The sequence below is a fragment of the Variovorax sp. VRV01 genome, assembly GCF_014852545.1.
Lineage (GTDB): Bacteria > Pseudomonadota > Gammaproteobacteria > Burkholderiales > Burkholderiaceae_C > Variovorax > Variovorax beijingensis_A.
The window spans coordinates 65,768-91,221 of the sequence record NZ_JACVBS010000015.1 but is presented as its reverse complement, the minus strand read 5'-3'; the positions used below and the strand labels follow the sequence as shown (position 1 = coordinate 91,221).

Genomic DNA, 25,454 nt, shown 5'->3' with positions numbered 1-25,454 from the left:
AAGGCTCAGACGCCCTCCGGCTGTTCGCGCGGCCGGGGCGCCGCGCCGCGCACCACCTTCAGCATCAGCAGCGCGGACAGGCAGGACAGCACAGCGGCATGCAACATCATGTAGCGCCATGCCGTCAGGTCGACCAGCAGGCCGAGGAAGGCCGGCATCAGCGTCTGGCCGATGGCCGCGGCGGTCCAGTACATGCCCGTGTAGGTGCCCAGGTACGCCTGGTTGGGCGCGATGCTCCAGAGGATCGCGACTGCATTGATCGCGAAGGCGGCCCATCCGACGGCAACCAGGGCCATGGCCGCCGCGACCTGGACTGTGCTCGTCGCGAAGAAGACGGCCACGCAGCCGAGAGCGACGACGATCATGCCGAGCATGCAGACCACGGCGCGGTTCGTCCGGTCGGCAATGATCGCCACCGGAATTGCGGCCACCAGGAACGCGATCCCCGCCGGGAAGCCGATGGAACCCGCGGTGCCTCGCGTCAATTCGAGCACCTCCATCACATAGGGGGTCAGCTGGGACCGGATCGCCGTCCAGGTGCCATTCGCACCGAACACGGCCAGCAGGAGCAGCAGCCGGCGCCTGTCGGGCGAAGTAAAGACATCCAGGACCAGCTCTTTCAGGTTGAGCTGCGCGTGGTCGTCGGCGCTTTGTACCGGACGATGCGCCTCTTGGGAGGACAGCGCCCTGCATGCGACGTACATGCCGATGACCAGGAGCAGTGCTGGAATGAAGAATGCAAGCCGCAAATCCTTGTCCACCACGATGAAGCTGATGGCGGCGGACGCAAGGATGGTCAGCGCCACGCCGATGCGAGCCACCGCGTTGCCCTTGCTCCGATGGTTCGGGGCCTGGTAGTCGGCCGTGAGCGACTCCGTGATGGACTTGAACCCGTTCGCCACGAACGCGAAGCCGATCATCGCGACCAGCAGCATCTCGAACGAGATCGCCCACGGAATGAGCGCAAAGAGCACCGCGGCCACGGGCGCACCGATGAGCAGGAAGCGGAACCGGCTGCCGCCCTTGGCCTTGTGCTGGTCGGACATGTGCGCCATCCAGGGCTGAACGAAGATCCCCAGCAGGTTGTCCACGCCCATCAGCAGGCCGATCACAGCCGCACTGCTGATGTACTGCCTGAGCGAGGCGGGAACCTGCGCGTCGTAGAAGTTCCAGACCGACTCTTGGGCGAACATCGCCAGCGCCACAAAGAAAGCGGCCTTCTTGTTGAAGCGGTTGATTTCAGGATTCCGGGTGGCCATTGCTTGATACCTTTTCGCTTCACGGTCGCGGCCACCTTGTGGCAAAGACGGGATTCCAGACACGGTCGTCTCCGCCCCCGGGACCAAGTCCAGCGAGGGTTCCGAGTGGTTCTTGGGGCTAGGTGGGCGCGGCTCGCAACTCGCGGCGAAGGATTTTTCCGACCGAGGACTTGGGAAGCTCGGTGCGGAACTCCACGAGCTTGGGCCGCTTGTAGGCCGTCAGGTTTTCCTGGCAGTGGCGTCGGATGGCTCCCTCGCTCGGCCCATCCGCCTTCTTCACCACCACGAGCTTCACGGCCTCCGCAGTGCCTGGATCCGGCACTCCCACCACGGCGCATTCCAGGACGCCCGGGATCCTGGAAACGACGTCTTCGATCTCGTTGGGATAGACGTTGAAGCCACTGACGAGAATCATGTCTTTCTTGCGATCGACGATCTTGTAGTGGCCACTGTCCGTCCGGATGCCGATGTCGCCGGTACGGAAGAAGCCGTCAGGGGTCATGCACTTTTCGGTTTCATCGGCACGCCGCCAGTAGCCGGCCATGACCTGGGGTCCGCGCACCGCGATCTCGCCAGGCTGCCCCGGGGCAACCGGTGCGCCGCTGTCGTCGATCAGTGCGATCTGCGTGTTGGGCAGCGGCAAACCGATGCTTCCCGTGTAGGAGGCGCTGTCGACCGGATTGCAGGTGACCGACGGGCTGGTCTCGGACAGGCCATAGCCTTCGCAGATCGGGCAGCCCGTCTTCTCCAGCCACAACGCTGCGACTCCACTTTGAACGGCAGCGCCCCCACCGACGGAAAGGACCAGATTGCGCCAGTTCACCGTGTCGAAGCCGGGATGGTTCGCCATCGCGGCGAACAGCGTGTTGACTGCCGGGAAGCTGTGGAACGTCATGCCCTGCAACTCCTTGAACACGGCCTTCAGGTCGCGCGGATTGGGAATCAGGATGTTCCTGGCACCCATGTGCAGCCCGAGCATCACGCAGGCGGTGAAGCCGAACACGTGATAGATGGGCAGCGCGCAGACCAAAGTCAGTTGCTCCCGCGGAGGAACCTTCTCGAGGGCCGGGACGTACCATTCGGCCGACTGCAGGATGTTGGCGACGAGGTTGCGCTGCAGAAGCATGGCGCCTTTGCTGACGCCGGTGGTACCGCCCGTGTATTGCAGAACGGCCAGTTCATCGGGCAACGGCGTGACGCGCCGCAGTTGACGTTTCCGCCCTGCGGCGAGCGCCGAGCGGAAGCCGGCCGGGTTCGGCAAGGTGAACCGTGGCACCAGCTTCTTCACCTTGCGCACCACCTGATTGACCAGCAGGCCCTTGAGGCCGAGCAGGTCGCCCAGGGTCGCGACGACCGTGTGCCTGACCTCCGTGCGCGCAATGACCGCCTGGAGGGTGGCCGCGAAGTTCTCGAGGATGACGATGGCCTTCGCGCCCGAGTCGACCAGTTGATGCTCGAGCTCGCGCGGCGTGTACAGCGGATTGACATTCACCACCACCAGCCCCGCGCGCAGGACCGCCGCGACGGCAATCGGGTACTGCGGCACGTTGGGCATCATCAGGGCCACGCGGTCGCCTCGCGCCAGGCCGATGGACTGCAGATAGGCGCCGAATGCCCCCGACCATGCATCCACCTGCCCGAAGGTGAAGGACCGCCCCATGAAGGTGTATGCCTTCGAATGGGCGTGCCTCGCGAACGCGACATCCATGAGCTCCACGAGGGAGCTGTATGGCGCGACGTCGATGTCGCTGCGCACGCCGCTGGGGTAGAGGTGCTGTTGCTCGTTCTTCATCTGGTTTACCTGGGTACGCAATATCTGGCCACGAGCCGCGCCATCGGCGGCGCGAGGATCGTGACGACGATGAGCCGCATCACCTGCACGGCAAGAATCACCGGCACGCAGGCATGCATGCCGTGAGCCACCGCCACGGCGGCATCGATGCCGCCGGGCATGATGGCGAGGAAGGCCGTGAGCGCATCCACGCCTTCGAACGAGCGAAGGATCGGCCACATCAGCGCGATGCACGAGCCCGTCATCAGAAGGATTCCGAGCAGCATCGCCGGCATCAGGTGGAGGCTGTCGAGCAACACCTTCTTGTTGAAGCGCAGCCCCGCATAGCAGCCGCCGACGGCGAACGCCACCGCCGCGACCGCCGCGGGAATCTGCACGCTGCTCAGCTGTGCCAGCTGCGTTCCGCTGCCCACGACGAGGGGCAACCAGAACGCCGCCTGCCGCCACTTGGTTGCGATGGCGACCGCAACACCTGCGGCGATCAGCACGGCCAGCACCGCGATCACATCGGCAGACACCGCACCGGAGAGGAACACGGTCGCCGGCGGCGAAGCGGCGGGCTCGCCACTCGTCCCGACGAGCCCCGCGACCGCGACGGCCGTCAGCGTCACGAAGACGATGCGAAGGTGCTGCATCAGGGCGATCACGCGCGGGTCTGCCCCTTGCTGTTCTCCCAACATCATCATGGTCGAGGCCGCACCCGGGGACAACCCCCATATGGCGGACTGCCCCGGCAGCCAGCCACGGTGCGTGAACACCACGGCGACGATAGCTGCAGCAACAACGCTCAGGACGTTCACTGCCAGTACCACCGCCCAGTGGTCCGCGATCAGTTGCAGCAGGTCCCGGCTGACGACAGAGGCGACCATGCAGCCGAGCACCGCTTGAACGGGCAGGAAGATGCCGGGCTTCAGTTCCAGGCCCGCGCCGCTCAACGCGAAACCGATGGCCACGAGCATCGGCGCCAACAGCACCGCACCGGGAACATGCAGTGCGCGCAACAGCACCACGGACGCGCCGGCGCCCGCCATCAGCAGCGTCCATTGGAGGATTGTCTTGGGTGGCATGGATCGTCGCGAACGCGCTTGCAGCAGTCGGTGCGGATGTCGCAGCGCTCAATCGGCCTTGATGCCGGCTTGGGCGATCAGCCGGCCGTATTCGGTGAAGTCGCGCTGGAACAGGCTCTCGCAGTCCGTGACCGTGCCTCCGATGACGGCACCGCCGCTGTCGGCGACAAACCGCTCGAACTCCGGCGCGCGAAGCGCGTTGTTGAATTCGGCATTGAGGCGCTGGACGATGGCCGTCGGCGTTCCCTTCGGCGCGATCAGTGCCAACCAGCCATCGACCTCGAAGCCTGGAAGGCCGGACTCCGCCAGCGTAGGCACCTCGGGCATTGCCGACAGCCGCTTGAGCGTGCTGACGCCCAGCGCCCGGACCTGCCCGGCCTTGATCAGCGGAGCCGCTGCCACCCACGGAAGGAACCCGGCCATGACCTGGCCTCCGGCCAGGTCCGTCGAGTACGCGCCGATGCCTTTGTATGCGACATGGAGCGCCTTGAACCCGCCCTTCAGCGACATCAGGGCGCTCGCGATGTGCAGCGGCGTACCGTTGCCGGGGTTGCCCATCGCGACCGACTGCTTCTCCGGGAGCGACCGGGCATACGAGACGAACTGCTGGACGTCCTTGGCGGGCAGGCTCGCATGCACGACGAGGATCAGCGGACCCGAGGTGAGTGCGACGACGGGCTGCACGTCCTGGACAGGATGGAAGCTGGCCTTGTAGAGATGCGGCGTGATGCAATGGGTCGAGGCCACGATGGCGAGCGTGTAGCCGTCGGCGGCACTGCGGACCAGCTGCGCGGTCGCGATCAAGCCCGCGGAACCCGGCTTGTTCTCGACGACCAGCGCCTGGCCCAGCGGGCCTTCGAGCACGGGGCCGAGGCGCCGTGCGGTCGCGTCGATGGCGGAGCCCGGCGAGACCGGCAGGACCAGCTTGATGGGCTTGTCGGGATAGCTTGAACCCCAGGCCGATCCCAGCATGGCGCTGCCGAGCGCAGCCGCAACGAATGTCCGCCTTTGCAGCACGTGGTGTGGGTTCATCTTCTGTCTCCTGCTTTCTTGTTCAACGCGGATCACCTCTTCGAGCGGCAGGCCTCCAGGCCGACCGTCTACCTGAGCTCGATATCGAGCAGTCGCACGTATTGCTGGCCGGAATGCATGTCGCGCTCGACCATTCCGCCTTGAGGGCTGGCTCGCGGAAAAGAGATCTTCAAGACATGCAGCGAGTCGACCGGAATACGCTTGACCAGGTTCGGGTCCACGCCATACAGCCGATGGAAGAGGTCCGCGGACAGCTCTTCGCAGTCGCGGTACTTCCGGTACTTTTCCTCCCCATCGAAGAAGAGATCCACCGTGACCCAGAACGGGCCGGCGACCTTGGAGCGGATGTGGTGACAGACTTCACGAAGCTTGGGCATGGCTCAGTTCCTTCCGGGTTCCGTTGCGGCCGCGATGGTTTTTCGATCCGTACCGTCCGCCCAGACCATGCGAACCAGCGACAGCGGGTCGTCGATGGCAACAACATGGTTGAGCTTGAATTCGAAGACCTGGCCGCGCGGAACGTCTGCCGGGCTGAAGGCGAAGCCGTAGCTCGGCAGCTCCTTGTTCATCACCATCGGGTAGTGGAAGAAGTAGGGGTTGCATGCATGAGCAATCGCGTTGGCCAGTTCCTGGGTGCCGGCCGTGGCAACCAGCAGCACGCCGATTTCCCGCGGCGGCGGAACGTTCACCGGCACATCGCCCGTCACGGCGTTCCAGCCATACATGCGAAGCGAGATGTGGAACTCACCGAGTTCCTCCGCCGGAATCGACTTGCGGGTGCGTTCGTAGAGTGCCTCCAGCAGGCGGTCGTGGAACGCGTTGACATTGTTGAGAACGTCGGGATCCTGGATGCCGATGAGCATCAGCGTTTGGTAGTTTCCAGCGGCCGCGCCTTCAAGCTTCATCGTGTAGGGCTGCGTCACCCACTTGGCGCCTTCCACTCGGACGGCACGCTCGCCGTGCGCTGCGTACACTGCGCCGGTGACGTCAAGAACCCCACCCGGTTCGTGGAGAAAGTGAGGGTCGCTGTTTTCATACAGCATGTGCTTGGACACGCTGTGCGGCGTGCAGCGGTTGGTCGTGGACAAGGGCTCGACCTCGAAGCCCCTCTCATCAATTGTCAGCAGAACCCCTGCGCCGTCGGCTGGGTTGAGACAGCACTGGGCGCCGCATTCGGCAATCTTTCCCGCGTGCCACGAAGCTCCCCACGGCGCGCCCTTCCAGATCGGATAGCTGGCCAGGACGGCCGTGTCGGTGGACCTCCCGCCGATGACGATGTCTGCGCCGGCCTCGAGCGCGGCAATGAAGGGCTCCACGCCCATCAGGCCGACGATGTGCTCGCAAGCGTCGATGGCCGAGTCTTCCAGCGGGCCCAGCGGCGGCAATGGCCGCACCTTGCCTTGCCGGTTGAACGCCTTGAGGCTCGCCTTCTCCTGTTCGGAGTACAGCAGCGCGATCTTCGGCGCGATGCCAAGCTCCCGCGCGAGTTCCAGGAGGATGTCACGGGTCCAGTCGACGTTGAGGTCTCCGCCCGCCTGGCCCGCCGTGCCGACGATGATCGGAATGCCGGTCTTGGCATGAGCGCGCAGCAGGATGCCCAGGTCACGCTTGACCGCTCCGCGGTTGTTCTTGGATTTGCCCAGCGCAAGATAGGCCGCGCCGCTGTCGGTGGAGCCGGCATCCGTTGCAATGACGTCGGCGCCTTTGGCCAGCCCGTACTCGATTTCGCTCTCGCGGACCCCGGACCCCAGGGATCCGCAGGGAACCATCACCTTCACACTGCCTTGCAGGGCCATGACTGTCTTTCTTTTCAAACGATTGGAAGGTCGTGTCGACCTGCGCGGCTCTGCCCGCTCAGGTTGAACGAAGGAACTCAGAAGTCGTGACGGACCCCGATGGCATAGCCGGAAGTGGAAGAACGCGTCGGGTCCCGGCTCAGTCCGGCGATGTTGACGGGGTCGAGCCTGTAGCCATCCGAGAAGGCGTTGCTGAAGAGCGAAAAGCTCAGTGCCGTGCGCCGGGAGAGTTGATAGTCGACGGCGGCAATCGCGGTCTTCTTCTTGCCGTCGCGGCCCGCCACGTTGTTGATGTTCTTGCCGCGGTCCAGCGTGTACGAGAACTTGAAGATGAACGGAGCCATGTCATACCGCAAGCCCGGCGTGATCAGCGTGTTGGCCTGTTCCGGCCGCCCCCTGGCAGCACCGTCGAGCGTGGCCCTCGCCACATTCAGGTAGAGCCTCGCACTGCTGCCCAGGCGAAGCTGGCCGCCCGCGCCGAGGACCGTGTGCTCGGGATATTGACCCGTTGCCGCAAGCGTCGGCGACTTGAAGGTCACGCCGTAGAGGGCAATGGTGTAGGCATTCGTGATCCGGGCCAGGTCGAAAGCCATGCTTCGGCCGGAGCCTTCATTCGGCGCGGCACTCAAAGCCGCCGTAATTCCCGCCGGGCCGTCCCAGCGGACCTTGATGACGTCGTCGCTGCGCGAATCGTTGCCTGCAAACTTGTTGACGCCAAAAAGCGCCAGCGGCGTGACGTGCAGGCTCGCCCCACTCACGCTGAAGACATCCAGGCTTCGCGTGACACGGTCCGTGGAGGCATGGAACTGGCGACCGAACGTCAGCGTGAACGCCTCGTTGGCAAGGCCGACGGTCGATTCGCGATGCCAGAACTTCCCTCGGGAACCCACCTCTCCGGTGTCCGTGTCAACGTTGGTTTCGAGACGGAAGATCGCTCTCAGGCCACCGCCGAGGTCCTCGCTGCCACGAAACCCCAGGTAGGACCCGTTCAGCAAGTAGTTGCTGACCTCGGTCGTGGCGCCGGTCTGACCGGACTTGTGCGAGATGCCGGCAGAGATCCGACCATAGATCTGAACGCTGCCCGTCTGCGCAAAAGCAATGCCACTCACGGCAAGCGTAGCGCCCCCTGCAACCGCAATGCGGCGCCTCATCGTTGCGTTCTTCACAGTGTCTCCTCAGGCGGATGAATTGGTTTTTTTGGCCGAATGTCAGGCGCCCGGGCCGCTTGCAAATCGGTGGGGTGATTATGCAAGCATGATGTCATAATTACATGTCAGTGAAAACCCGCTCCACCGGTCCATCCCGGGGGCACGCATCCCCTGGTGTTCACGCACGACCTTGTTGGGACGCGCGACGGACCTCGCCGACAATGCAACCTCCAGCCACGAGATGAGTCGAGAAGACACAATGTCAGTGATCCTTCGCCGCGAACGCGGTGACCTCTTGCATCGCCAGCTGTTCCTGGCTCTTCGGGAACAGATCAGGCGGGGCGTCTACAGGGAAGGCGACCCGATACCCAACGAGGACCAGCTATGCCAGTCCTTTGGTGTCTCGCGCATCACGGTGCGGCGCGCGGTAGCGGATCTGGTGGAAGAAGGATGGCTGGAGAAGCGCCTCGGACGAGGCACCTTCGTCAAGCAAACAGCGGCCAAGCCTCAGAACCGCACCGGCTCCACATTCACGGAGTCCCTGGCGAAACGGTCAAAGCAGACGAAGGTCACCGTCCTCGAGGTATCGAAGTGCTCGCCGCCGCCCCTGGTCGCAGCGGCCATGGGGCTGGCCGAGGATGCGCAGGTGATGTACGCCAGCCGTCTTCGCTCCATATCCGGTGTTCCCCTGCTCTTCATCGACTCCTGGGTGATGCCGGAGTACGCAGGCTCCATCAAGAATGACACGCTCGAGAGACGCTCGATCACCGAGATGCTGTTGTCAGAGGGCGTACGGTTTCGATACGTGACCGAGGAGATTTCCGCTGTCGCCGCGGATCCTCACGTGGCGGCGAGCTTGCATGTGGAGGTCGGTTCACCGTTGCTGTGCGTTGCACGTCTCGTCAGCAAGGACGTGGGCAAGACGGTGATGTACCTGATGGCTTACATGACATCGGAGCGCAGTCGCGTCGTGTTCAGCCACGAAGAGCAAGACCTCGACCGCATGTACGAAGCCAAGCTCATTCACGACATCCATGGCTACGGCGCTGACCAAGGATGATCCTGGCTTCCCGGTCCAGCTGTGGGTCTGCGCGCTTTGGAAGGTAGCGGCATACGAGCAGCATCGGCGCGCGGCCGACCCCGGTAAGAATTCGGTAAGACCAGTGCATCGACGATCGGAGCTCCCTCACAACCCTGATTGGCTCCGCCATGCCGCGTGCTTCGTCGACTCGTATCCTTTTCGCTTTCCCCCCATTGCTTTTCAGTGCTTCGCTGACGCTGCTTACTTCGCCTGCCACGTGGGCGCAGGAAGGCAGCCTCGATCAACCTCCGGCCGCCGCCGGGTCGCAGCCTCGGCTGTCGGCCGATGCCTCTCGCTGGGGCATCGGCATTGCCGCCGGCGTCAAGCAGCAGCCGTACACCGGCGCGGGCACAAAGACCCAGGGCATTCCACTCATTTTCTATGAAAACCGCTATGTGCGAGTGCTTGGTGCGGGTGCGGAACTCAAGCTGCCGGAGGTCGAGCTGGGCGCCAATTCATCCTTGTCCTTCGGTCTGCGCGCCAAGTACGGCCTCGGAGGCTACGAGCCGAGCGATGCATCCATTCTGGGGGGTATGCAGGAACGCAAGGGCAGCGTGTGGCTCGGCGCCGGCGTCACCTGGCACAACGAGATCGCCGACGTCTCGGCCGAATGGCTCGGCGATGCCTCGGGCAAGAGCAAGGGCCAGCAGTTTCGGCTCGGCGTGCAGCGCGATTTTCGCGCGGGCAGTTTCACGGTGACCCCACGGGTGGCCGCCAACTGGCTGGATAAAAAATACGTCGACTATTACTACGGCGTGCGCACCGAAGAGAGCCTCCCCGGACGTCCCGCATACCTGGGCGCTTCGACCGTCAACACGGAGATCGGACTGCGTGTGGGCTACACGATCGATTCTCACCAGGCGGTGTTTGTCGACGTCAGCGCCACGCAACTGGGCAAGCAGATCAAGAACAGCCCGCTGGTCGACCGATCGAGCCAGACGTCGCTCTCCGTGGGCTATCTCTATCGTTTTTGACGCAACGCCGGCCGCATGAATCGCATCGCGCTGATCGAGGACCACGATCGCATGGCCACCTTGGTGTGCAAGGCGCTTCTCGGCGCGGGCATCGAGGCCGATGTGTTCGGGCGCATCGATGTCGCCTGGCACGCGCTGCGCCGGACGCCGTATGCAGCGTTTGTGATCGATCGCGGGCTGCCCGATGGCGATGGCCTCGAACTGGTGCGGCGGCTGCGCGCAGTCGGCACGCGTACGCCGTGCCTGATGCTGACGGCGCGGGATGCCCTGCATGACCGCGTCGATGGCCTGGAGTCGGGCGCCGACGACTACCTGGTCAAGCCCTTTCCGATGGAAGAACTCGTCGCGCGCGTGCGCGCGCTGCTGCGGCGCCCGGCCCAACTGCTGAGCCTGTCGCCTGTGTATGCCGACATCTGCGTACGCCCCGAGAGCGGAACGCTGACCTGCAACTGCGATGCCGTCACGCTCGCGGCCGCCGAGCTTCAGATCATGCTTTGCCTTGTGCGCAGCGGCGGCCAGACTGTGCGCCGCAGCGCACTCGAATCAGCCGCGTGGGGACTTTCGGAGGCTGTCACGCCCAATGCCCTCGATGTGGCGCTGCATCGCCTGCGTAGAAAGCTGCAGGCCGTGGGCTCGGCGCTGCAGATCATCACTGTAAGGGGACGTGGCTATGCGCTTCGTGAAGCTTCACTGGCCACATAGCCTCGGCACACGGCTGCTGGCGACGTACGTGGCCGGCATCCTGGTCTGCATCGTGGTGATCGTGGTCGTGAGTGCTGCCACGCTGCTTCTGCGCGGGAACACCTTGAATGAAGGAATCTCCACCCATGCGCGGTTGATCGGGCGGCAGCTGCAATTCGATGCGACAGGACGCCCGACCGGATTAAACGAATCGGAACTCGCGACCTGGTTGTATTCAGGCATGGGGAAAGAGACATCCGTTCGCGTACTCGACGCGGCCGGCGACGTCGTGATGCCGGCAATGCAGGACGCTCTAGCGCTGCTCGAGGAAGGCAAGGGCTTCGAGCCGCGTGACCATACGTTCGATTCGGTTTCAGACGGCCTTGCGGTGCGTGCCGCGACACATAGCCTCGATCACGAGGGGCAGCGATGGTATGTGCAGGTGGCGGTGAGCCAGCGCCTGATCGAGGTCATGGACCGCAGCGTCGGTCTGCCAGCCCTCGGGCAAGGCATTCTGCTTGCGTGCCTCGCGTCGGTCCTGGTGTTCGCCGTGGCCATGCATTTCACATTGGGCCGCATGCTCAGGCCGCTGCGGATAGCGTCCGAGAGTGCCGCACGCATCACGCCGCGCACGCTCGACGCCCGCTTGAGCGTGCAAGGACTGCCCTCGGAGATGATGCCGCTGGTCGAGGCCTTCAATCGCGCGCTCGACCGCCTGGAAAGCGGTTACGTCGCGCAGCAGGATTTTCTTGCGGCGGCTGCGCACGAGCTCAAGACACCGCTCTCGTTGATCCGTGGGCAGATCGAACTGGGCGGCGACAGTGATGCCACCTTCGATCGCGGTGTCTTGATCCGCGACGTGGATCAGATGGCCCGGCACGTCAGTCAACTTCTGCACCTGGCCGAGGCGACGGAGTTGTGCAACTACGAGGTCGGCCTTGTCGGTGCAGCCGCACTGGTTGACGAAGTTGGCGACTATCTCGAACGACTTGCCGCACGCCGCGAGGTGCATCTGGACTTGCGGGTCGAGCCGGACTCGCTGTCCTGGCAGGCTGACCGAGGTGCGCTCTTCACGCTATTGAAGAATCTCCTGGAGAACGCGATCCAGCATTCGCCACCTCATGGCGTGGTACGGCTTAGGGCCGACGCACGGCGGATCTCGGTTCGCGACGAAGGCGCCGGTATCCCGACTGGTGATCTGCCGATGATTTTCGATCGCTTCTGGCGGGGCGCGGGCCGGCGCGACGAAGGCGCGGGACTGGGCCTCGCCATATGCCGGGAGATCGCACTGGCGCACGGCTGGCGATTGACAGCACACGCGGCATCGCCCGGGACGGACTTTGTGCTCGCATTCGCACCGTAACGACGATTGCTGCTTCGGCGCTGTCAAGGATTCAGTGTTCGAAGCAAAGCAGCAACCAGAAGGTGATGGCGCCGTCATCAATGAACCGCTGAAGCTTGAGCGCGACGGCGATCAGCGCAAGGCCAGTCAGGACGTCCAGCAGCCAGGTATCGAACAACCATGACCCGAGGCTTCGGGCCCAACGGAATCTCGCGAAGAGCTTGACGGTCAGTCGCATGTCGACGAGCTGAAGGGCTGAGCCGCAGACTTCGGTTTTCGGTGCGGGCGGGTCAAGGCCCCGTCGAGCGCATTTGGCGTCACGGCGAAACTCTTGGGCCGCAGGGAACGGGGACGATAGGGGCACACAGCATGACGAGGTCCGATGGTGATGAAGCCTGAATGCTCGGCCCATCGGCCTTACCCTCGGCTTACCTGGCGAATGGCATCGCACCTTCGAGCTGGGCAGGTCCGGTAAGGATGCAGCAAGGCTAGGGGGTGGAGCATCCGGACACGATCAAACCGGAGCCCATGTGTCCTCAGTTCTTCTTTCCGAAACGGCGGCGCCCTCCTCCTCCGCCCCATCCGCAGCAACGATGCCGAGCGATGGCTTCGCGGGATGACGAGCAGCCCTGGCGACAGCGGCCGCAATGACACTTCGGCTGCTTGTTTCCTGAAGTCCATCGGCGCGCTGCTTGGCGGCGGCGTCGCCATGGCGGTCTGGTTGGACGCCGCAGTCATCCGGGTCATCCACGCGCATCTGACAGCGGAGTGCTCCGACCTCTTCGACACGGTCAGCGATGTCGCCGACGCCCGCTTCTATGGAACCGCTGCGTTGGGCATCTACGCCTCAGGCCTTCTTGCGTTGTCGGTGCCGGCGCTGAGGCACTGGAAACACCGTTGTGAGCATTGGGTCCGCGCAAGCCTGCTGATGCTCCTGACTCTGCTGACAGGCGGCTTCTTGACGCTGGTTCTCAAGCATGTTGTCGCTCGGGCCCGTCCTTTCCTGCTCCTGGAGAACGGACAGTACGGCTTCGCCGCGCCCTTTGCCGGCGCACCTTTCAACTCGTTTCCGTCAAGCCACGCGTTCACGGCGTTTGCCGTTGCGTTCGTCCTCGCCGACCTTTTTCCGAACTGGCGCAAATGCTTGTTGACGGTGGCAGCCATCCCAAGCACCTGCCGCGTTCTCGCGCTCGAGCACTTTCCGAGCGACGTGATCACGTCCGCGGTCATTGCCGCGTGGTGCGAGGGCTTCTGGGCATCGCGCATATTTGCACCTCGATCGAACTGGCCGTTGCGGCGTCCCTGGCACTGGCGCAGTGCCCCGGCACCAGAGCAAAGGCGATGATCGCGAAAGACCCAGCAGCAACTCAAGCCAGAACTTCGTCAGCAAGGGGCAGCCGACGCACCTGCCTGCCAGACAAGGCCGAGGCAGCTGCTGCCAATGCCGGCGCAAGCGGTGGTACGCTGGGCTTCAACCTGCCCAGGGTTGATGGCGCGCCCGCAATCGATAGCCACGTGCGCTTTCACGACCTTGATGCTGGCCCAGGCAACCCAACGGGGCCACCACAGCGTAGGAGGTTCCGATGGCTCAGGACACCCGCCACGGAGGGTCCATCGCCCCAACCTCGCCGCACGTGGAAACGCGCGCGGCACACCTGCCGCGTGCGTTCTCTCTCGCACACCCAGGCCCCGGCCTCACAACCGTGTCCCGCCGCAAAAACAGCTCGCATCGATCATGCGCGGTCTCCGGCTATTTGACGACTGGAACGCCTCGAGCACCTCCGTGACCACGCGACGCTTGAACCGCGCAAGGCGCAGCGCACCGAATTGGCGATGGTGGTGTGCCCGCGGCGCGCGCCCCAGGCGGTGGCCCGGCGTGCCTGCATCGTGTTGACGACCGCCGAGGCGTCTTGCATGAAGCCATCGGCGAACGATCCGGCCTCGTCGCGAAGGGTGCGCAACATTCCCGGCCGCCAGCTTGCCGATATATCAGGCGAGGCAAGGGCCGCGAAGCTCACCCGGTGAGGATCGGGCTATCCTACGGCCGCCGCGCGTGCGGCACCCGTCGTTCCGCCGTGCTCACCGAGGGACGCCGGTCCGACCACCTTGTCGCAAAGAGAAAGAGTCCGCTCATGTTCCGCACCCTGCTCAAGTCCAAGATCCACCGCGTTGCCGTCACCGACTGCGAACTGCACTACGAAGGCTCCTGCGCCATCGACGAAGACCTGCTCGACGCCGCCAACCTGGCCGAGAACGAACAGGTCCACATCTGGAACATCAACAACGGCGAGCGCTTCGTCACCTACGCGATCCGCGGCGAGCGCGGCACCGGGATCATCTCGGTCAACGGCTCGGCCGCACGCCGGGCCTCGGTGGGCGACCTGATCATCATCGCGGCGTTCGGCCTGGTGCCCGAAGACCAGGTGGCGGGCTACAAGCCCAAGCTGGTGTTCGTGGACGCGGCCAACCGCATCAAGGAAGAGCGCGCGCACATTCCGGTGCAGGCAGCTTCGGGCGAGACCATCGCGGCCTGACGCGGCGACGCAAGGGACGGGCCGCGCGCGCAAGTCGCTCCCGACGAAGAAGTGACGGGAAGCCTGCATCGCCTGAATGCCCTCCACGCCGTCCGAAGAAACGCGGCAGGATTCGGACACCCGAGCTCCCGCAAGAGGCGCGATGAAGAAGGTCTCCCTCGTTGACGCCGCCTGCGAGCTCGGCCGTCGCCTTGCGCCGCAGAGGCTCGCGCCCCGCCGGACGACGGCCAGAAGCCGTGGTCCGCGGGTCGGGCAGAATTTGCCGGGCCGACCACCACACCCAGAGGACATCCGATGTCGCAAGCCAACCAACTGCGCCCGTTTTCGTTCGTGCTGGCGGTGCCGGATCTCGAACGAAACACCGCCTACTTCAGGGATGCCCTGGGCTTCGAGGCGCAGTGGCCGGAAGGAACCGGGTGGCAGCTTCTTTCGCGAGGAGATGTGCGCATCATGATCGGCCATTGCCCGGACGCCATCCCACCGTCTGCGACGGGCGACCACAGCTATTTCGGATATCTGCATGTGGATGACGTCGATGCACTCCATGAAGAATTCGTCCGGCACGGCGCGTTGATCCTGCAGCCGCCGGCAGACAAGCCGCATGGCGTGCGAGAGTTCGCGGTCGCCACGCCCGACGGGCACCGCCTCATGATCGGTCAGGACCTGGCACCGCGGGCGGGAAGCTGAGCCAGCTTGCCGCGCGAGAGCCGACGGACGTTTCGAACCTGGCTCGGAGCGGCCGACGAACGCGCCTCGACGCGAAAGCAGTACAGTGACGGGCACAGGATTCCTTCGATGGTCAGCATGAAGCGCTCCCGCACCCGGCCTGTGTTGTTGCGTCCTCGCCGCTGGGCCTCCCGGCTGGCCGCGGCATTCACGGCCATCCTTGTGCCCTCCGCTGAAGCCTCCCAATCCATGGGCTGCAACGGCTCCCTCGTGAGCAAGGGGGACTCGCCTGTGTCGCTGCTTCAGAAGTGCGGCGAGCCGATCTATCGCCAGAGCGTCTGCGTGCCGATGCTGCAGCTGGGCTGGGTGGTGACGCCCTATCGCGCGGGCAGCCCCAGTGCGATGCTTGCGAATCAATGCGTGCCCATGGAGGAGTGGACGTACGACCGGGGACCCGGTGCGTTCTTCGGGATCGTACGCATCTACAACGGCGCGATCGAATCCGTGCGCGACGGCGACCGCAACCGATGAAGGCCAGGCCATCGGAGGAGCCGGGCCGTTCATCGACGCAGGACACGGCAATCTGGCAAGAACCCTGAGGGCATTGCTTGCCCCGCCACGACACGCTGAATAGACTACGCAGCATGTCGACTCCCCTCGTCCTCGCCCGCACCGGCGCGGCGCTGCTTGCCGCAGCGGCGTGTGCGCGTGCACGCGCGGCCTTGAAGGCGGGCCGCAGGCCACCGCCCGCACATTTCTAGGCCCGGCGGTCGCTTCCTTTCTTCCTTCCCTTTCAGCGCAACCATCCACCGCCGGGCCCCAGTCCCGCGCGTCCGCGGCCACCGTCGTTGATCGACGGGTCCGCACGAATGGAGTGCGTCAATGCATGCAACGATCCACGGCGAGCGCACGCTCACCGAACTTGACTTCGCCCGCCTGAACAAGCTGCCCAGGCTCAACCTGCCGCCGAGCCTTGCGGATCTTCTGGACTGTGCCGAGGTGACCAGCTCGAGGGCCGTGCCCGGCAACATCGTGACGATGTGCTCGCGCGTCGAGATCGTCGACACGCACACGCGTCGGCGGCAGACGCTGACCATCAGCTATCCCGAAGAGGCCAGGCCCGCGGCCGGCCTCATCTCGGTGCTGTCGCCGGTCGGAACCAGCCTGCTCGGCCTGAAGGTGGGAGACACCGCCAGGTGGCAAGCCCCGAACGGAGAGGCATGCGCCGCGGAGATCGCGGCGATCCTCTTTCAGCCCGAGGCGACGGGCGACTACACCACGTAGGCGGGCCGTCGAACGCCGGCGTCCATGCCTTCATCGATCCCGGCTCAGGAGGACGGGCGGGACAGCGTTGCCAGCTTCTTCTTCGCGCTTTGCAGGAGGCCGACCCGCTCGACGGGCGGTTGGGCCTTGGTGTCTCCGAGCGCGATGATCTCGAGCGCGCCAGCCGCTGCCAGCTTGGACGCGAGCGGGTCGCGCACCGCCAGGCTGTTGAACCTGTGGTTCGATATGACGTGCACCTTCAGGTGACGGTGGATGGTCTTCGACAGCTTCTGGCAGGCGGCTGCCATGGCGGCTTCATCGGGTATCGACTGGCCGTGCACGACCAGGAGCTCCACGGTGCCGTCCTTGTCCTCTCCCAGCAGGAAGGCACGCAGGACCGAATCCTTGAACTTGCTGCGCAGCATCGAGCGCAGCGGTTCGGCGGCGGCGAACGACTTCAGCGCGATGCTGCGCAGTTCATCGTGGAAGACGAACGAGCGGTCGAGCGTGAGGGTGTCGGACCCGTCCGCCTTCGGCTTCTGCCTCTTCAGGATGCCGCTGCCGACGAGGTGCTCCAGGATGCGCGCCGCATCGGCGGGATCGAGCTTCGAACGCCGGGCGAGCTCGTCCGGCGCAAGCGGTTGGTCGGGCGCCGCGTAGACGACCTTCAGGAGCTTCTGCACCTCGGGGGAGAAAAGGAAATCTGCGGCACTCATCTTTTTCTGGATCCGGACAAAGGATCGCATTATCGGGATGAATATCGTCGGCCATGGCGGTCTAGAAGAGCCCGCGTTGCGAAGTCGTCAAGGCCATGAAGCTTTCTCCCATGGGCTGAAGAATGGCGTCGGCAATCGGCTGGAGCTGCCGCGTGAGGTAGTGTTCGTAGTCGATGCGCGAGTGACGGGTTTCCAGCGGCTCCGGCCCGTTTCGGGTCATGACGTATTCGATCCAGCCGCCCGTCTGGTACTGCATGGGCCGGCCGATCCGGGCATTGTGTTCGTCCGCGATGCGCGCGGCCCGGACCTGCGGCGGCACGTTGACCAGGTAGGCGTCGAGCCGATGGCGCAGGCGCTTGCGGTAGATGAGCAGGTCGTCCTTGGCGCCGGCCAGCGTCGACCGCGCATAGTCGGTGACGAACGCCTTGTAGGGCTCGCCCTGGAAGATGCGTGACAGCAGGCCCTGCTGGAACTGCCGCGCGAGCGGGGTCCAGTCGCTGCGCGCCATCTCGAGGCCGCGGTACACCATCTCCTCCTGGCCCGCGGCATCCACACTGAGGCCTGCGTAGCGCTTCTTGCTGCCGACCTCCGAGCCGCGGATGGTGGGCATGAAGAACTTCTTGTAGTGGGTGTCGACCTCGATTTCGAGAAAGCTCTCCAGGCCCTGTTCCTCGCGCAGCGTGCGCGTCCACCAGCCGTTGATGTCGGCCGCCAGGCTGGCCGCGACGGCGTGCGCCTCCTCGTTGGTGTGGGCGCGCCTGAGCCAGACGAAGATGGAGTCGGTGTCGCCATAGATGGCTTCGTAGCCCCGCTGCTCCACGAATTCGCGCGTGAGCTTCATCATCTCGTGCCCGCGAAGCGTGACGGCGGACACCAGCTTGGGGTTGAAGAACCGGCACTCGGACGCACCCAGCACGCCGGCGAAGGAGTTCATGAGCAGCTTCAGCGCCTGCGACAGCGGCTCGTTCTTCGCCCGCTTGGCCTCGTCCCGGGCGCGCCAGAGGGTGGTCACGATCGCGGGCAGGCAGTGCCTGTCGCGCGAGAAGACGGTGCCCTGCGGGCCCTTGACGAGCCCGGCCGGCTCGCCGGCGTTCGAGCCCTCGACGAGGCCCACCGGATCGACCAGGAAGGTCCGGATGATCGAAGGGTAGAGGCTCTTGTAGTCCAGCACCACGACGGAGTCGTAGAACCCCGGCTTCGAGTCCATCACGTAGCCGCCGGGATAGGCCTTGCTCGCAATCTCGCCCACGTTCGGCGCCACGTAGCCCAGCCGATGCATCCGCGGCAGGTAGTGGTGGCTGAACGCGGCAATGGAGCCACCGAAGTGGTCGGCCTGCAGGCCGGTGGTCTGGGCCCGCTCCATCATGAACTGCAGCAGCTTCGCCTTGTCGAAGATGCGCAGGACCAGCTCGCAGTCGCGGATGTTGTAGCGCGCGAGCGCGGGCTTGTCTTCCTGGTAGCGCCGCTCGATCTCGGCCATCTTGTCGTACGCGTCGCCGATGGATTTGCCTTCACCGAGCAGCGCCTGCGAGACGGTCTCGAGGCTGAAGGACGGGAAGCTCCACACCGCGGCCTTGAGTGCGTCGATGCCGTCGATGACGACCCGGCCCGGTGTCGGCGCGAACAGGTAGCCCTGCTTGCCCGGATGGGTGCGCCATTCGATGGGGCGGCGCTCCCGCCCGAGCAGGAGCTGCACGCCGCAGTCGTCGGCGGTCTTCTGCAGCACCCGCAGGTCGAACTGGATGACGTTCCAGCCGATGATGACGTCGGGGTCGTTGCGCTCGAACCAATCGTTGAGCTGATCGAGCATGTCTTTGCGGGACGGGCAGTAGACGAGCGAAAAATCCATGGGCCCGCCCGGCTCCGGCGGCGGTTCGCCCAGCATGAAGACGACACGCTCCGGCGTGCCGTCCAGCGCAATGGAATAGAGCGCTTCGTGCTGGCTCGTCTCGATGTCCAGCGACACGACCTTCAGCACGGGGCGGTATTCGGGCGCGGGCCTGAGCTTGCAGTCGACGATGGTGGCGTGCGCTGCCCGCCCTCCTTCCACCCGCACGCCGGCGGTGATGAAGCGTTCCATCAGGTAGCGGTCGTGCGGGCGCACGTCGGCTTCGAGCAGGGGAATGCCCTGGGCCTGGAGGGTGCGTGCCAACCGGCCGAGCTGGCGGAAGTGCGTCGCATAGACACCGAGCACCGCTTCCTGCTGGAAGGTCTTGAGCGCGAGCTCGCGCAGCTGCACGCCCGGCATGGCCGCGAGGTGGGCCTGGACCGCCGCCCTGTGCCGGGTGGCGACGAACGCGACGCTGCGCCGTGAGGTCAGGACCACTTTCCTCGGTCCCGCATCGGTGGCCAGCCAGTACGCGATCTCCGTGCCGGCGGGCGCGTCACGCCAGTGGCGCGTGAGGATGAAGCCCTGGAGTTCGGTGAATGTCACGAGAGAGCTTGAAGGTTCGGGCAAGGCGGGAGGACGGACGGGGGCACAGGCGATTTTCGCCCGGCAGCGGGACGGGTTTGGCAGAATCCCGGCAACTTCACTTCCTCCACGAACATGCTGCGCTTCGTCCTCATGACTGCGTTGGGCCTCGCCACCGTGGATGGAGCGGCCGCTCAATCGGCGGAGCCGCGGCCGGCCGAAGCCGCTGCAGAAGCAGTGCCGGTGACCACGTATGCGCGCCTCGTCTCCGCCAGCCAGGAGGCCGACGGCAAGCTGTATGTCCGGCTGAAGCTGCTACCAAGGGCCAAGCTTCCTTTCACGGTCCAGAGATTCAGGGTGAGGGACCGGACGCTGCTGGCCGGCATTGCGGAGGGTTCATGGGTGAGGTTCACCGCAAGGCACATCGACGGCGAGAACACGTTGACGTCCATCCGCATCACCGCCGAATGCAAGCGCTTCCAGGAATGCGGCTGAGGCTTCAGCCGGCCGGGGAGTGCATCATTGCGGGCACAATCCCGCGCACGAAGGAAAACCCATGCCGTCCTCCACCGACTACGAATCGCTGTTCGAGTTTGCGCCGATGTCGCTCTGGCTCGAGGACTACAGCGGGCTGCGCCAGCTGTTCGACGCCTGGCGCAGCGCCGGCGTCGTGGATCTGGTGGACCACCTGAATGCCGAACCGCAGCGCGTGCGCGATTGCATGGCACAGCTGAAGGTGCTGAGCGTCAACCAGAGCACGCTCACCCTCTTCGGTGCCCAGAGCCAGGCCGAGCTGCTGTCCCGGCTCGACAGCATCTTCCGTGACGACATGACCGCTCCCGTGATCCACGAGCTGGACCAGCTCTGGCGCGGCAATCTCGGCTTCGGCAACCAGACGGTCAACTATGCGCTGGACGGCCGCCGGCTCGACGTGCATGTGCGCGTGCAGGTGCTGCCCGGACACGAGGCGACGTGGGATCGCGTGCTGGTGTCGCTGGACGACATCACCGAACGCGTGCAGGCCGAGCGGCTGCGCCTGGAGAGCGAGCGCTATGCGCGCGAGCTGTTCGAACGTTCGCCGGTGTCGTTGTGGGTGGAGGACTTCAGCGCGGTCAAGATCCTGCTCGATGACGTGCGCAAGCGCGGCATCAGCGACTTCACGACCTTCATCAAGGTGCACCCGGAGTTCATCACGCGCTGCATGCGCGAGATCCGCGTGATCGACGTCAACCGGGAAACCCTGCGCATGTTCGGCGCGGCCGACAAGGACGAGCTGCTGGAGAACATCTCGGACATCTTCCGCGACGAGATGCACGACTCCTTCGCCGAACAGCTGCAGGACCTCTGGAGCGGCAAGATGCTGCAGCAGCGGGAGGTCATCAACTACGCGCTGACGGGCGACCTGCTCAACATCCACATGCAGTTCGCCGTGCTCGAGGACCGGCTCGCCACCTGGGACCTCGTGCTGGTGTCGCTGATCGACATCACGGCCAGGAAGAAGGCCGAGGCCTACCTCGAATACCTGGGCAAGCACGACGTGCTGACGCAGCTGCGCAACCGCGCCTTCTTCTCGGAAGAGCTGAACCGGCTGTCGCGCAAGGGGCCGTGGCCGGTGTCGGTGCTGGTGATCGACTTGAACGGCCTGAAGCCCGTCAACGACGAGGAAGGACACGCCGCCGGCGACGCGCTGCTGCGGCGCGTGGGCGAGGTGCTGAGCAAGGCGGTCGACGAGCCCGGCTGGCCCGCGCGCATCGGCGGCGACGAATTCGCGGTCGTGCTGCCGAAGACAGACGAGCGCGGGGCGGAGGCCATCCGCGACCGCATTGCCTCCATGCTCGACCTGAACAACCAGTTCTATGCGGGCCAGAGCGGCCGCTTGCTGAGCCTCGCGGTCGGCGTGGCGACCTGCGAGGCCGGCGACCTGCTCGATGCGGCGCTGCAGCGCGCAGACCGCGCGATGTACGAGGAAAAGGCGCGCCACTACCGCGACAGCGGGGCCGAGCGCCGGCGCGACTAGGGCGCGCCGGCGGCGATGCCGGTTTTCACTCCGCGTCGAGCCGGTCCCGCCGCATGGCGCGCCAGAGCGCGAGGTCGTAGCAGATCTTGAGCAGCCCGCAGGCGACGAGCGGCAGCGAGATCCATCCGGCCGCGAACAGCGCGCCGCTGAGCGTCGGGCTGATGGCCGCGGCCAGGCTGCGCGGCACGGCGGTGAAGCTCGCCGCGGCGCTGCGTTCGGGCGGCGTCACGACCGCCATCACGTAGGCGGTGCGCGTGGGCACGTCCATCGACGACAGCGCACTGCGGACCATCAGCAGGCCGAGCGCGATCGGCAGGCTCGGCGCCAGCGCGGCCAGCACCAGGCAGACATTGGCGGGCAGGTGCGTGAAGACCATGGTGTTGAGCAGGCCGATGCGCCGGGCCACCACGGGGGCGGCAAGCTGCGACGCCGCGCCGAGCAGGCCGGTCCAGAAGAAGAACACGCCGGCCTGGGTCAGCGAGAAGCCGAAGCGCTCCAGCAGCCACAGCGACATCAGCGCATTGACCATCAGTCCGCCGGCAAAGGCATCGACGCTGAAGAGCGCCGCCAGCCGCACCACCACGCGGCGCGACGGCCCGAGGGGTGCCGGTGCCACGGGTGCGCTGCCCGCCTCGTGGACGCCGGCGTGGTCAGGCAGCTTGCGGTAGAGCCAGAAGACGGCGAGCCCGATCGCGGCGTAGACCGCGAACATGCCGCGCAGCGCGTCGGGCCGCGCGAAGTGGCTGTGCCGAACCAGCCAGTCCGGCACGGCGGCCGCGAGCGCACCCATGGCCGCACACAAGGCACCCAGCAGGCTGTAGCGCGCGAACAGCGCGGTGCGGGCATGGCCTTGCGCCGCCGCCGCAAGGCGCGCGTGCTCGAGCGGAAGGAACACGCTGACGTCGCCGGAACTCGGATTGAGCGTGCCGACCAGCGCGACCACCAGCAGCGGCCAGAACGAGGACAGGCCCGCAAAGCCCAGCCCGGTGGCGGCCATCAGCAAGGCGGCGCCGCGCAGCAGCCGCCCGCCCGCGAAGCGGTAGCCCCAGGCGCCCACCGCGAGCGTGGCAAGGGCCGAGCCCAGCATGGTCGCCGTGCTGACGATGCCGACTTCCAGCGTGCCCAGGCCGATCGACAGCAGGTAGGCCGGCAGCAGCACCGCCATGTAGCCGTCGCCGAAGGCGCGCAGCCCCCGCGCGGCGAGCAGGGGCAGTGCATCGGCGCTGACGCCTGCGGGCAGCAGGCGCGCAAGTCCGGTGCGCGGCGAAGGCGATGGTGCCGCGCTCATGGGCGGGGCTCCACGGCGTGTGCGGGGGGTGAATCAGGCAGGGCGGTGTCCACGGATGGCTCCATCACGGGTTGCCAGCGCTTGGACGGGACACCGTCTGGTTGTGCAGGCCGGGAGGCTGTTTTCCCGGCAAGGCCATGCTAGCAGAGACCCCATCGCGGTACGTAGTTCCCCTCAGCTTCTCGTCAGATTGCGATCAGCTCGGCGCAAGACCATGTGACCGTCCGGAGTTCCATCCGGATGGAGACAAGCCCGGGCGGAGTCCACCTGCGCCGGTTGCGTTCGACAACCCTCAATACATCGGGAACGTATGAGAAACAGAAATCTTGTCAGGGGACTCTTCCTCATGGCAATCGCGCTGGCCTTCGGCCTCACGGCGCTTCGCTACCCCATCGGAGACCTGAGCCGCGCCGGCGCGGGTCTTTTCCCCGCCATGGTGAGCGGCCTGCTGCTGCTGATCGGCGTGTCGACCGTCGTGCGCTCGTTCTTCGTGGAGCCGGTGAAGCTGGACCTGCACTTCAAGAACATCGCGCTCATCCTCACGAGCCTGTGCGGCTTCGCGCTGATCTCCATGTACCTGAACATGATCGCGGGCATCGTCTTCATGGTGTTCTGCTCGGCGTTTGCCGGCAGCTCGAACTCCTGGGTGCGCAACCTCAAGATCTCGGCCGGACTGATCGCCATGGCGCTGGCGCTTCAGAAGCTCCTCGGCCTCAACCTGCCGCTGTTCTGAGGAGACGACGATGGAAGTCCTGAACAACCTGGCGTTCGGCTTTTCGCACGCCCTGACCTGGCACAACCTGATGTACTGCGCCATCGGCTGCACGGTGGGAACACTGGTCGGCCTGCTGCCCGGCCTGGGGCCGCTGGCCACCATCAGCCTGCTGCTGCCGCTGACCTATTCCATTCCCACCACCGGTGCGCTGATCATGCTGGCGGGCATCTACTACGGTGCGCAGTACGGCGACAGCGTGAGCGCGATCACGATGAAGATCCCGCATGCGAGCAGCATCGTGGCCTGCATCGACGGCTACGCGATGACGCTCAAGGGCAAGACCGGCCTGGCGCTGTTCACGGCCGGCTTCTCCAGCTTCATCGGCGGCACGGTCTCGATCCTGGTGCTGTCGTTCCTTGCGCCCGTGCTGGGCGAGGTCGCCTTCCTGTTCGGCCCGGCGGACTACGTCGCGATGATGCTGGTGGGCTTCGTGTGCGTGAGCTTCGTCACCACCGGCAGCCTGCTCAACGGCCTGGCGATGTGCATGATCGGCGTGCTGCTCGGCACCATCGGCACCGACGTGAACAGCGGCATGGCGCGCTTCACCATGGACATGCCCTTCCTGACCGACGGCGTGGGCATCGTGAGCATCGCGCTCGGCTGCTTCGGCATTGCCGAGATCACCAAGAACCTCGACTCCCGCGAGGAACGCTCGCCCTTCAACGGCAAGATCAACCTCATTCCGACCTGGGCCGAGTTCAAGCGGATCATCCCCAGCGCGCTGCGCGGCAGCGTGGTCGGCTCGTTCCTGGGCATCCTGCCCGGCGGCGGCCCCACCATCGCGCAGTTCGCGGCCTACGCGCTGGACAAGAAGGTCAGCAAGTACAAGCACGAGATCGGCACCGGCTGCATCGAGGGCGTGGCCGGCCAGGCCGCAGCCGACGAAGCGGCGGCGCGCACGAGCTTCATCCCGCTGATGAGCATCGGCATTCCCGAGAACGCCGTGATGGCGCTGATGCTGGCGGCCTTCATCATCAAGGGCATCCAGCCCGGGCCGAACATGATCGCGAGCCATCCGGAGCTGTTCTGGGGCCTGGTGGCCAGCATGTGGATCGGCAACGTGTTCCTGCTGGTGCTGAACGTGCCGCTGGTGCGCTACTGGCTCTCGGTGTTCAAGATTCCGTACAGCGTGCTGTTCCCGTCGATCCTGTTCTTCTGCTGCATCGGCACCTACAGCGTCAACAACAACCTGGACGATGTGTTCATCACCGCCGCGTTCGGCTTCATGGGCTACATGTTCATGCGGCTCGAGCTCGACGCCGCGCCGCTCATGCTCGGCTTCATCCTCGGGCCGATGCTCGAGGAGAACTTCCGCCGCGCGATGCTGCTGAGCCGCGGAAGCTTCGGCACCTTCGTGTCGCGTCCCATCAGCGGCACCTTGCTGAGCCTGATCGGCGTCTTCGTCGTGTGGCAGGTGGTTTCGTTCGTGCTGCAGGCCCGAAAGAAGGTCGCCGTTGCGCCGCCCATGGCGCTGGAGCCGCAGGAGTAGCAGCGAAAGAAAGCCGCGGTCTGGCAAGCACCCTCAGCTTGCCGGCCATTCTCAAGCCTCGTGGCCCCACGGCGGGTGGGGTCAGCGAACCGGCTTGGCAAAATCGCAGGTTGCTTCAATT

Annotated in this window: 24 protein-coding genes; 13 read left to right on the top strand and 11 right to left on the bottom strand. The window is 65.4% G+C overall.

What is annotated here, in order from left to right; all coding sequences use genetic code 11:
• Positions 1-5: 5 nt before the first annotated feature.
• The 7 genes from IB278_RS24105 to IB278_RS24075 all read right to left on the bottom strand — a co-directional run bounded on the left by IB278_RS24105 (position 6) and on the right by IB278_RS24075 (position 8,112).
• Positions 6-1,259, bottom strand: coding sequence for an MFS transporter (locus tag IB278_RS24105; protein WP_192325940.1), 1,254 nt, complete (start codon positions 1,257-1,259; stop codon positions 6-8).
• A gap of 118 nt (positions 1,260-1,377) precedes the next feature.
• On the bottom strand, positions 1,378-3,051 hold the full coding sequence (locus tag IB278_RS24100; RefSeq protein ID WP_192325939.1) for an AMP-binding protein: 1,674 nt from the start codon (positions 3,049-3,051) through the stop codon (positions 1,378-1,380).
• A gap of 5 nt (positions 3,052-3,056) precedes the next feature.
• Positions 3,057-4,118 carry an AbrB family transcriptional regulator gene (locus IB278_RS24095; protein ID WP_192325937.1) on the bottom strand — a complete coding sequence of 354 codons (1,062 nt, stop codon included), beginning with the start codon at positions 4,116-4,118 and terminating at the stop codon, positions 3,057-3,059.
• A gap of 48 nt (positions 4,119-4,166) precedes the next feature.
• Positions 4,167-5,150, bottom strand: a complete 984-nt coding sequence (locus IB278_RS24090; RefSeq protein WP_192325935.1) for a Bug family tripartite tricarboxylate transporter substrate binding protein — start codon at positions 5,148-5,150, stop codon at positions 4,167-4,169.
• Positions 5,151-5,218: 68 nt separating this feature from the next.
• Entirely contained in the window at positions 5,219-5,527 is a 309-nt protein-coding gene (locus tag IB278_RS24085) for a DUF4387 domain-containing protein (protein WP_145747052.1), read from the bottom strand.
• 3 nt (positions 5,528-5,530) lie between these two features.
• Complete coding sequence (locus IB278_RS24080; protein WP_192325933.1) at positions 5,531-6,946, bottom strand: acyclic terpene utilization AtuA family protein; 1,416 nt, start codon at positions 6,944-6,946, stop codon at positions 5,531-5,533.
• A gap of 77 nt (positions 6,947-7,023) precedes the next feature.
• Positions 7,024-8,112 (bottom strand): porin, encoded by a 1,089-nt coding sequence (locus IB278_RS24075; RefSeq protein ID WP_192325931.1) that lies wholly within the window; start codon positions 8,110-8,112, stop codon positions 7,024-7,026.
• A gap of 241 nt (positions 8,113-8,353) precedes the next feature.
• On the opposite strand from IB278_RS24075, the gene IB278_RS24070 reads away from it, so the two are divergent.
• The 4 genes from IB278_RS24070 to IB278_RS24055 all read left to right on the top strand — a co-directional run bounded on the left by IB278_RS24070 (position 8,354) and on the right by IB278_RS24055 (position 12,193).
• Positions 8,354-9,154: a GntR family transcriptional regulator gene (locus tag IB278_RS24070; RefSeq protein WP_186454280.1), complete on the top strand. Its 801-nt coding sequence runs from the start codon at positions 8,354-8,356 to the stop codon at positions 9,152-9,154.
• A 149-nt stretch (positions 9,155-9,303) separates the two neighbouring features.
• Positions 9,304-10,149 (top strand): MipA/OmpV family protein, encoded by an 846-nt coding sequence (locus IB278_RS24065; protein WP_192325929.1) that lies wholly within the window; start codon positions 9,304-9,306, stop codon positions 10,147-10,149.
• Between the two features lie 15 nt (positions 10,150-10,164).
• A complete protein-coding gene (locus IB278_RS24060; protein WP_192325927.1) occupies positions 10,165-10,851 on the top strand; it encodes a response regulator transcription factor in 687 nt (228 codons plus the stop codon).
• Positions 10,820-12,193 carry an ATP-binding protein gene (locus IB278_RS24055; protein ID WP_192325925.1) on the top strand — a complete coding sequence of 458 codons (1,374 nt, stop codon included), beginning with the start codon at positions 10,820-10,822 and terminating at the stop codon, positions 12,191-12,193. The genes IB278_RS24060 and IB278_RS24055 overlap by 32 nt, the downstream gene beginning before the upstream one ends.
• 31 nt (positions 12,194-12,224) lie before the next feature.
• Here the strand turns inward: IB278_RS24055 and IB278_RS24050 are convergent, their stop codons facing one another.
• The gene (locus tag IB278_RS24050; RefSeq protein ID WP_145747059.1) at positions 12,225-12,410 is read right to left on the bottom strand and encodes a hypothetical protein; all 186 of its coding nucleotides are present in this window, start codon (positions 12,408-12,410) and stop codon (positions 12,225-12,227) included.
• A gap of 378 nt (positions 12,411-12,788) precedes the next feature.
• Between IB278_RS24050 and IB278_RS24045 the strand changes: the two genes are divergently transcribed.
• The 5 genes from IB278_RS24045 (at position 12,789) to IB278_RS24025 (ending at position 16,656) form a co-directional block, all read left to right on the top strand.
• Positions 12,789-13,517 carry a phosphatase PAP2 family protein gene (locus tag IB278_RS24045; protein WP_145747060.1) on the top strand — a complete coding sequence of 243 codons (729 nt, stop codon included), beginning with the start codon at positions 12,789-12,791 and terminating at the stop codon, positions 13,515-13,517.
• A gap of 787 nt (positions 13,518-14,304) precedes the next feature.
• Complete coding sequence (gene panD / locus IB278_RS24040) at positions 14,305-14,706, top strand: aspartate 1-decarboxylase (protein ID WP_145747062.1); 402 nt, start codon at positions 14,305-14,307, stop codon at positions 14,704-14,706.
• A gap of 294 nt (positions 14,707-15,000) precedes the next feature.
• Positions 15,001-15,393: a VOC family protein gene (locus tag IB278_RS24035; protein ID WP_192325923.1), complete on the top strand. Its 393-nt coding sequence runs from the start codon at positions 15,001-15,003 to the stop codon at positions 15,391-15,393.
• Between the two features lie 108 nt (positions 15,394-15,501).
• The gene (locus IB278_RS24030; protein ID WP_225613124.1) at positions 15,502-15,903 is read left to right on the top strand and encodes a DUF2845 domain-containing protein; all 402 of its coding nucleotides are present in this window, start codon (positions 15,502-15,504) and stop codon (positions 15,901-15,903) included.
• Positions 15,904-16,254: 351 nt separating this feature from the next.
• Entirely contained in the window at positions 16,255-16,656 is a 402-nt protein-coding gene (locus IB278_RS24025) for a GreA/GreB family elongation factor (protein WP_145747063.1), read from the top strand.
• A gap of 44 nt (positions 16,657-16,700) precedes the next feature.
• Here the strand turns inward: IB278_RS24025 and IB278_RS24020 are convergent, their stop codons facing one another.
• Together IB278_RS24020 and IB278_RS24015 are read right to left on the bottom strand one after the other, a co-directional pair.
• Entirely contained in the window at positions 16,701-17,351 is a 651-nt protein-coding gene (locus tag IB278_RS24020) for a hypothetical protein (RefSeq protein ID WP_192325921.1), read from the bottom strand.
• A 61-nt stretch (positions 17,352-17,412) separates the two neighbouring features.
• Positions 17,413-19,785: a DNA polymerase II gene (locus IB278_RS24015; RefSeq protein WP_192325920.1), complete on the bottom strand. Its 2,373-nt coding sequence runs from the start codon at positions 19,783-19,785 to the stop codon at positions 17,413-17,415.
• 114 nt (positions 19,786-19,899) lie between these two features.
• Here IB278_RS24015 and IB278_RS24010 point away from each other — a divergent pair, with 114 nt between their 5' ends.
• Positions 19,900-20,259 carry a copper-binding protein gene (locus IB278_RS24010; RefSeq protein WP_192325918.1) on the top strand — a complete coding sequence of 120 codons (360 nt, stop codon included), beginning with the start codon at positions 19,900-19,902 and terminating at the stop codon, positions 20,257-20,259.
• A gap of 61 nt (positions 20,260-20,320) precedes the next feature.
• Entirely contained in the window at positions 20,321-21,781 is a 1,461-nt protein-coding gene (locus IB278_RS24005) for a GGDEF domain-containing protein (RefSeq protein ID WP_192325916.1), read from the top strand.
• Positions 21,782-21,806: 25 nt separating this feature from the next.
• Here IB278_RS24005 and IB278_RS24000 read toward each other — a convergent pair whose 3' ends face one another.
• Positions 21,807-23,069 (bottom strand): MFS transporter, encoded by a 1,263-nt coding sequence (locus IB278_RS24000; RefSeq protein WP_145747068.1) that lies wholly within the window; start codon positions 23,067-23,069, stop codon positions 21,807-21,809.
• Positions 23,070-23,379: 310 nt separating this feature from the next.
• Here IB278_RS24000 and IB278_RS23995 point away from each other — a divergent pair, with 310 nt between their 5' ends.
• Positions 23,380-23,802, top strand: a complete 423-nt coding sequence (locus IB278_RS23995; protein WP_410000821.1) for a tripartite tricarboxylate transporter TctB family protein — start codon at positions 23,380-23,382, stop codon at positions 23,800-23,802.
• 10 nt (positions 23,803-23,812) lie between these two features.
• Positions 23,813-25,333: a tripartite tricarboxylate transporter permease gene (locus IB278_RS23990; RefSeq protein ID WP_145747070.1), complete on the top strand. Its 1,521-nt coding sequence runs from the start codon at positions 23,813-23,815 to the stop codon at positions 25,331-25,333.
• The last annotated feature ends 121 nt before the right edge of the window (positions 25,334-25,454 follow it).